Origin of the sequence: Chitinivorax sp. B, assembly GCF_005503445.1 — a bacterium.
Lineage (GTDB): Bacteria > Pseudomonadota > Gammaproteobacteria > Burkholderiales > SCOH01 > Chitinivorax.
Genome location: NZ_SCOH01000025.1, coordinates 79,743 through 86,500, shown reverse-complemented (window position 1 = coordinate 86,500; position 6,758 = coordinate 79,743). Strand labels below are relative to the sequence as shown.

Annotated in this window: 5 protein-coding genes; all 5 read left to right on the top strand. The window is 59.8% G+C overall.

Annotation, left to right across the window (positions count from 1 at the left end):
- Window positions 1–399: DUF2345 domain-containing protein (locus FFS57_RS15655; RefSeq protein ID WP_171013984.1), on the top strand; the 399-nt coding region annotated here is incomplete at its 5' end.
- The gene (locus FFS57_RS15650) at window positions 399–1,355 is read left to right on the top strand and encodes a hypothetical protein (protein ID WP_137938741.1); all 957 of its coding nucleotides are present in this window, start codon (window positions 399–401) and stop codon (window positions 1,353–1,355) included. The genes FFS57_RS15655 and FFS57_RS15650, both read left to right, overlap by 1 nt.
- 30 nt (window positions 1,356–1,385) lie before the next feature.
- The gene (locus FFS57_RS15645; RefSeq protein WP_137938740.1) at window positions 1,386–4,490 is read left to right on the top strand and encodes a T6SS effector BTH_I2691 family protein; all 3,105 of its coding nucleotides are present in this window, start codon (window positions 1,386–1,388) and stop codon (window positions 4,488–4,490) included.
- Complete coding sequence (locus FFS57_RS15640; RefSeq protein WP_137938739.1) at window positions 4,480–5,574, top strand: DUF6708 domain-containing protein; 1,095 nt, start codon at window positions 4,480–4,482, stop codon at window positions 5,572–5,574. The genes FFS57_RS15645 and FFS57_RS15640 overlap by 11 nt, the downstream gene beginning before the upstream one ends.
- Before the next feature lie 87 nt (window positions 5,575–5,661).
- A complete protein-coding gene (locus tag FFS57_RS15635) occupies window positions 5,662–6,714 on the top strand; it encodes a DUF6708 domain-containing protein (protein WP_137938738.1) in 1,053 nt (350 codons plus the stop codon).
- Window positions 6,715–6,758: the final 44 nt, after the last annotated feature.

Genomic DNA, 6,758 nt, shown 5'->3' with positions numbered 1-6,758 from the left:
ATCCGCCTGTTCAGCTACGACACCCCGGCCCCGAGCCAGAAACCTGAGCACACCACCGGCATCCACCTGCACGCCGCCACCGGCAAGGTGCAAGTCCAAGCCCAACGCGATCAGGCCAACCTCAACGCCCAGCAGACCGTCACGATCAGCAGCAACAACCAGGTCACCCTCGCCAGCCCCACCCAACTCAAGCTGGTCGCCAATGGCACGGGCCTCACGCTCAACGGTGGCAACATCACCATTTGCTGCCCGAAGGCGGCCGTGTTCAAGGCCAGCTTGAAGCAGCAGTTGGGGCCGATGGGGGTACAACATGCAGCACCGCCGCTACCACAAAGCAATCTGGCGGTCTGCCCGCTCAAGTTGGCAGATGCCGCTGCCAGCGGCAAGGGGGCGATTTGATGACTACCGATTTGCTCGCCCAATTGCAGGCTGCCCTGGAGCCGGGGCTGCCGGTCTTTGTGTTGATTGACCCGTTATTGGGCGAACCGCTGCCGCTGGCAGGTGATCCCCCCGATGACTGGGCGGCCCTGCAGGCCTGGCGGGAAGTAGCCTGGCAATGTCCGGTTTTTGGGGTGCGGCTTCCCGCGAAGACCCCGTTGCCTGTGCCCATGTCACCGTATCTGGTGCAACTGCATCCGTTGGAAGACTGGTTACCCACCACCCTGCAACTGGCGGCGGACGAATGGCAAACCGCTGTGGCGGATGGCCTATCGGGCGACGGGCAGGCAGCCCATCGGATCGGTGGCTGGCTGCAAAGTCCCGTCGACGGTGCCGCCCTGGCGGATCAGCTGGCCGCCAGCCTGTCACTCCGCACCGTTGCCCACACCCGGGCCCGCTATCTCCGCCTGGCCGACCGCCGCGTGCTGGACTGGTTGCGCCATGTGGTGGGCGATGCGCGCCTCTTGGCACAGTGGCCCAGCCTGCATGCCTGGCATTATCTGGCCCCCACTGGGCGGATCGACAGGCTGCGCGCCGGCGCGGGCGCGCACCAGCCGCTGCAGCTCAGCCTCGACGAATGGCCGCGCTTCATGCAGAACGAACACATCCAGCCCACGCTGGCCCGGTGGCTGGGGCAACGGTTGCGCGATGGGGCCGTGCTGCCGCCCGATCCGTCCACCACCGCTTACCCGGCGATCGAGCGCGCCTTGTTCCAGGTCACCCAGCTCAAGCCGCTGTTCCCGGCACTGTTTCGGCGCCCGCAAGACGAACACGCGCTGGCCGCGCTGAGCCTGTTGCATCCGGGGACCGACTGGCCGCAACCGCTACGGCGATGTCTGGCCGCACAGCCCTTGGACGACCTGCCGACGTTGCATTTGCATGGACTGGCCGATACGCTGCATGCCCAACTTGCCTGATATGCGATCCCCCTTGAAAGACCGAACCATATGAGTACCCCCGTTACTGGCTGCGATCATTGCAATAAGAGCTGTCTGTCGCTGCTGCTGTTAAGACCCAGCCCGATCGCCTTGAGAAGTCCACTTGCACCGCTACTGGGTGCAACGATTCAGACTCATCCGGCTTTACTGCAGGGTATCGTGCCCAGCGCGGCATTACAGGAAACACGCTATGCCCTGCGCTTGTTGCGGGCGGGGTTTGTGCACGTCTATATCCCCAGCCCGCCACCAGGTGTCAAGCAATGGCAGGTCTATCGCGTGGCGGCCAACGGCGATCTGATTTCGTCCGGCAACGCCACCTTCAAACAACGACCCGAGCCGCCGCCGTGCAATTTGAAACACCACAACGTGACGGGCATGAAACTATTGCCCATCCCGCAGGCGCACCACATCAAAACGTTGTGGATCGCCTATAGTGCCAATCTCTGGAATCCAAAACTGCGGGAACAGAATGCTGCGAATCCTCACGTCATGCAGCAAATTGATCTGGATTGGCAGCCTCAAAACGGCCCAGGCAAACCCACCGGTTCACCCATCCCGAACACCTTCGAACCGACCGCCGACAATCTGACGAAATACGTACTGGAATGCGGATTGCACCGTTATTGCGTGGGCAATTCGGCGTCGACCGACCATGACTACCCATTTCATGCCCTGCACAAGCAGGTGGATGCGCTGGCGCAAACCTTGGAGCGCGCTGCGGCACAGCACCCGAAAACCAAGGGGAAAGCACTGGCGGTCGTGCTACGCGACCCGGTGGGCGCCGCGACCGAGTTCAATGCCCTGCGACTGAAATGGTATGACCAATTTGAGCAGTACAACAACTCAGGCCCGGTGGAACGACCGCTCAAAGTCAATCGCATCATCCAGATGCTGCGTAACGACACGATATCCAAGGCTGAGGAGGAGGCGCTCAACCATGTCGCCCCGTTACGAACCAAAGAAGCCTACCTCCAGTCAACCGAGCTGCCGGCAGGCACCAAGTGGCAGGCGCTGACCGACGAAGAACGGAAAATCAATCGCGAGCGATTCGAACAGGGAAACTGGCTGGGTAAAGTATTGGCCGGCCCGGCACTGGAAGCACTCTCCGCCCCCAATATCGGGCGCATCATTTATCCCGACTTCGAACAGCGGGCCGATGCATGGGCACGTCAGGCAGCCGTAAAAACCTGGAACGAAATGCTGCCCTATTACAACGAAGCGGCCCGCAAGCAGTGGGAAGAGGCTTATCACACCCTGATTGGCGAACGCTACATCAAGCCACTGGAGCACTTCGAACATGACTGGAACACGGTACTGGCCGACCCAGCCATCCTGAACTACTTCAAGTTTCACTTTGACGAAACAGAACCCCATGATCTGGCCTATGTCGGCAGTAAGTCTGTTTGTCACGGCACCGTCTATTGTAAAGAGGTCCACAGCGCCTACACCCCCGAGCCGTTCACCGACGTGGCGCTCGATACCTTCACCAAACAGATCGATGCCGAGATCCAGGCCCCGGAAGCGGTCATGCAACGCGCACTGACCGCCAATCAGGCCAATCTGTGGGACACCCTGACGGGGGCTGAAAACAAGCGCAGCAACACCTATGACTTCATGAAGGGCCTGATCGGCGAATTTCTTGAACTGAAGGGTGTTTCACCCACCCATCCCTTGCCCGCCAGGGTGGGTAAGCGCGTATCGTGGCTGACCGACGCCTTCATGGGCTTCTCGCTGAACATCCAGGGCTCGCTCGCTTCCGTAGCGATGCGGCACGTCAATCACTATTGGCGAAATCGAACACTCAAGACACCACCGGCACCCGATCCCAAAATCTTGAGCCGACTGCAACGCGCCCAGCAGATGGCGTTGCTCCATCGCGCCTGCGAAGAGGCACTGCAGGCCAAGGGCGGATACGCGAAGATACCCGTGCTGGTGATGGCGCATATGGACCTGGACACCTTGGTGCAACTGAAACGTGCGCGTGGCGAAATGCTCAGTATTCGGGAAATTCGCAAGCTGTCGCGGCAAGGTCGCATCACCGTCGGGCTGCTGACGGACAGCAGCATCATGCACGAGCTGAAGACCAGCCCGGACGTCGTCGCCCGCGAGCTGACCGCGAAAGCGGACGCAGTCCTGATTCAAGAGCAGGCCCTGCTGCTGAAAACCCATGTCGCCAATCAGGCCGGCAGCAGTGCGATGCTGACCATCCCGATCAAACGCTTTGCCGATTTGCTGGAACAGCATCTCAAAGAATCCGCCCAGGCACCCGCCCTGTTCAAGGCGATGCTGCTGGATGCGGCCCGAAAAGGTGTCGACACCGTCCAAACCCACACTGGCGTACAAAAGACCACTCAGGCCGCTCGCTCCTTCGAAGGCCGCCTGGCCATCGGTGCCATGATGATCCAAGGATTGGGCGTCTGGATTGGCATGCAGAGCTACTACAACGCCAAGGCCGGCGACCCCAAGCTTCCCGACTACGCACTCAGTGTTGCCAACAGTGTGGCTGGCTTCCTTGGGGGCGGTGCCGAGTTTGCGGCCGCCTGGAGCCAGGCGCATATCGAGGTAACGCGCGGGGTGGCAGCGATTGAGAAAAGCGCCCGCCTGCCGTTCTTGAGGGGTTTTGCCCAAGGGATGGGCTTCATTGGCAACGTGACATTGGCTTGGATGTGCTTCAGAGAGGCTGCGAGGTTGAAAAAGGATGGGAATATTCACCAATCAAAAATGATGATATATGCGATGGTGACCCTGTCCATTGGAGCTATTCCCATGGCTTTGATGACAGCACATCTCGTACTCCAAGCCTTGGTCTTGCGTGGCACAATTTCCGCTGGTGGGGTAGTCGTCACCCAAGTCAGCCGAATGGCCCTTTATCGCGTCATTATTGCCCGGTTGGGGGGCAGCGCCATAGGGCTGTCAGTACCTGGCCTTGGTTGGGCTTTCACGGCAGTCGGAGTCGGTTTCATGGTATACGCCATTGTGACTGAACCAACACCTTTGCAAACCTGGCTGAAAGGTTGCTATTTTGGGAAACCCGATGGTGATGCCCCTACCCGCCATAGCTGGGCCGACGAAGAAAAAGCCTGGAAAGAACTGCAAAAAAAACATGAAAACTGATAAGCCAACCACCCCAGGTCTGCTTAGGCACGGTGAGTACACGTCACCCCACCTCCAGCTCGCCCCGCAAGTCATTGATGCGGATCACGAACAAGCTGAAGCGGATCCAGACACCTTACATGGCGTAGTCGAACGGTACACCAACAAAAAGCAGCGGGTGCATGACGACCCCAGTGCCATGGCCAATGTCGCGGCGATTTACCGGGATGCCGTCGCATTCAACGATCCCGCTGCGTCTGCCATGGCACGGGGGATGGGGATCTTTGCGAATTTGCATTTGCTATTTATATTTATTTTTCTGGGTGTGGCGGATATTCATCATGAAATGATCGAGGCTTTCAGAAATTTCGAAATCATCGGAATCCTCGTGTTTCTAATATCAGGCATGGTCGTGTTCTTCATATTTATGCCGATATTCTGGGCGCTCCTCAAATTCGACCTGTTCGGCGTGGACGACCTGCCCGTCATTTTCGACCGCAAGCGCCGCAAGGTCTACCGCTTGCTGATGCCGCTCGACGGCTCCGGCGAACGGCATCGCTGGCTGATGCGTCCGGTGCGCCTGCAAGCGGCAGAGTACGACTGGGCCTGTATCGAAGCGGAATACCGGGTGACGCTGATGCAAAGCGGGCGCAGTGCCGCCCGCGCCCATGCCCTGGTACTGGTGGTGTACCACAAGCCGGTCAGCGTCTACCAAACTGACAACCAGGTCATCGACGAGATTTATGTCGGCAACAGTCTGATGCTGGGTCAGGATACCGTGCAGCGGCTCTGGGAGCACATCCGCCGCTATATGGAGCAGAATGGCCCGCCGATCCAGCAGGGCGAGCCGATGTTGCTGAAGAAGCGACCCCGCACCCTATGGCAGAGCCTGGGTATCTTCGCCCCGCTGGGCGCGGACTTCGCCCGCTGGTGGCGTGACGATCGCTGGCTGACCCTGTTCTATTTCGCCACCGCGCCGTTCAGCGTGCCTTACTTTGGCCTAATGGGCGTCTGTAACTGGCTCAGTTACCTGACCAGCCGCCGAACCGTCTGGCCCGATGCGTTGGCGCCGCTGCTGGGCGAACCGGTGCGGTTGCCGGAATAAGCTAGCCGATGGGCAGCCCGCTTCGTTTCTCTTTGACAGAAGGCACCCAGCAACCCGCCGGCCCGCAGCTGACCGGAACGGATCATTATGACTGCAACACGACCACTGTTGAAACACGGCGAACATATCCGCCCCGAATACCAAGCCCTTGAAGGCGAAACCGAAGGCGCCTGGGGGCGCAGTACCGATCAGGACCGGCCCCTAAGCCAGACCCACGGCATTCTGCGCCGTTTCAGCAAACACGAAGCGGCTGCCGATGGGGCGCTGACCCTGGGTTGGATCAAGGCCCTCTACCAGGACGCCATCGAGTACACCGGCATGCGCCAGGATATGGAGGGGGTACAGTTCTTTGCAGCAGTATTGACCTCCATGTGCGGCATCATTGGGATTGGCAGCTACATTTACCTTCTCGGTTTACTAGATGCATCAGTATGGGAGCTACTAATTCTAAGCATATTTCTTTTTATCACAATCAGCATGGGCGCAGCAGCCGTCCGAGTTGCCTTCCGCTGCCCCGCTGACCTGCCGATCATCTTCGACCGCCGCCACCGCAAGGTCTATCGCATCCTGCGTGAGCACCCACCCGGCCTGAAAGGTAATCTGCTGCCCTGGCCGGTCAAGATCGTCGAGTATGACTGGGATCTGATCGATGTAGAGCATAACGCCGAAATGTACACCACCGGCAACACCCTGCTGCGCAACCATTTCCTGATGTTCCTGGTGCGCAAGAGCGCGGACGACCCGACCATCATCGACAGCTTTCAGCTCACCAGCGGCCTGAGCATGACCGAAGCGATGGTGCCGCAGGTGTGGGAGCACGTGCGCCGCTTCATGGAAGACAACGGCCCGCACCTCCCCAACCAGGCCGACCCGTTGGCCAGCAAGGGCCGGCGGCAGTCCTGGTGGCAGGCCTGCGGCGAGGTCGGCCCGTTCGGCGCCAAATACCTGTGGTGGTGGCGTCATCACACCCTGATCACGCTGTTTGAGCACCTGATTCTCCCAATCCTGCTGCCCTTGCTGATCAACTGGATACAAGGCACTGGCAAGTGGCTGTTCCACAAGACCGCCATCGAGATCGACTGGCCGGACGAGGTGAAGCAGCGCATCGGCCAGCCCACCCGCCAGGGCGAGGGGTGGTGAACCGACGCGCTGCAGCGGGCATGTCGCAGGTCAAATAGCAACCC

Excerpts from the sequence above, each read along its gene's own strand:
- FFS57_RS15635 (WP_137938738.1), top strand. The coding sequence starts at position 5,662 with ATGACTGCAACACGACCACTGTTGAAACACGGCGAACATATCCGCCCC.
- FFS57_RS15645 (WP_137938740.1), top strand. The coding sequence starts at position 1,386 with ATGAGTACCCCCGTTACTGGCTGCGATCATTGCAATAAGAGCTGTCTG.
- FFS57_RS15650 (WP_137938741.1), top strand. The coding sequence starts at position 399 with ATGACTACCGATTTGCTCGCCCAATTGCAGGCTGCCCTGGAGCCGGGG.
- FFS57_RS15640 (WP_137938739.1), top strand. The coding sequence starts at position 4,480 with ATGAAAACTGATAAGCCAACCACCCCAGGTCTGCTTAGGCACGGTGAG.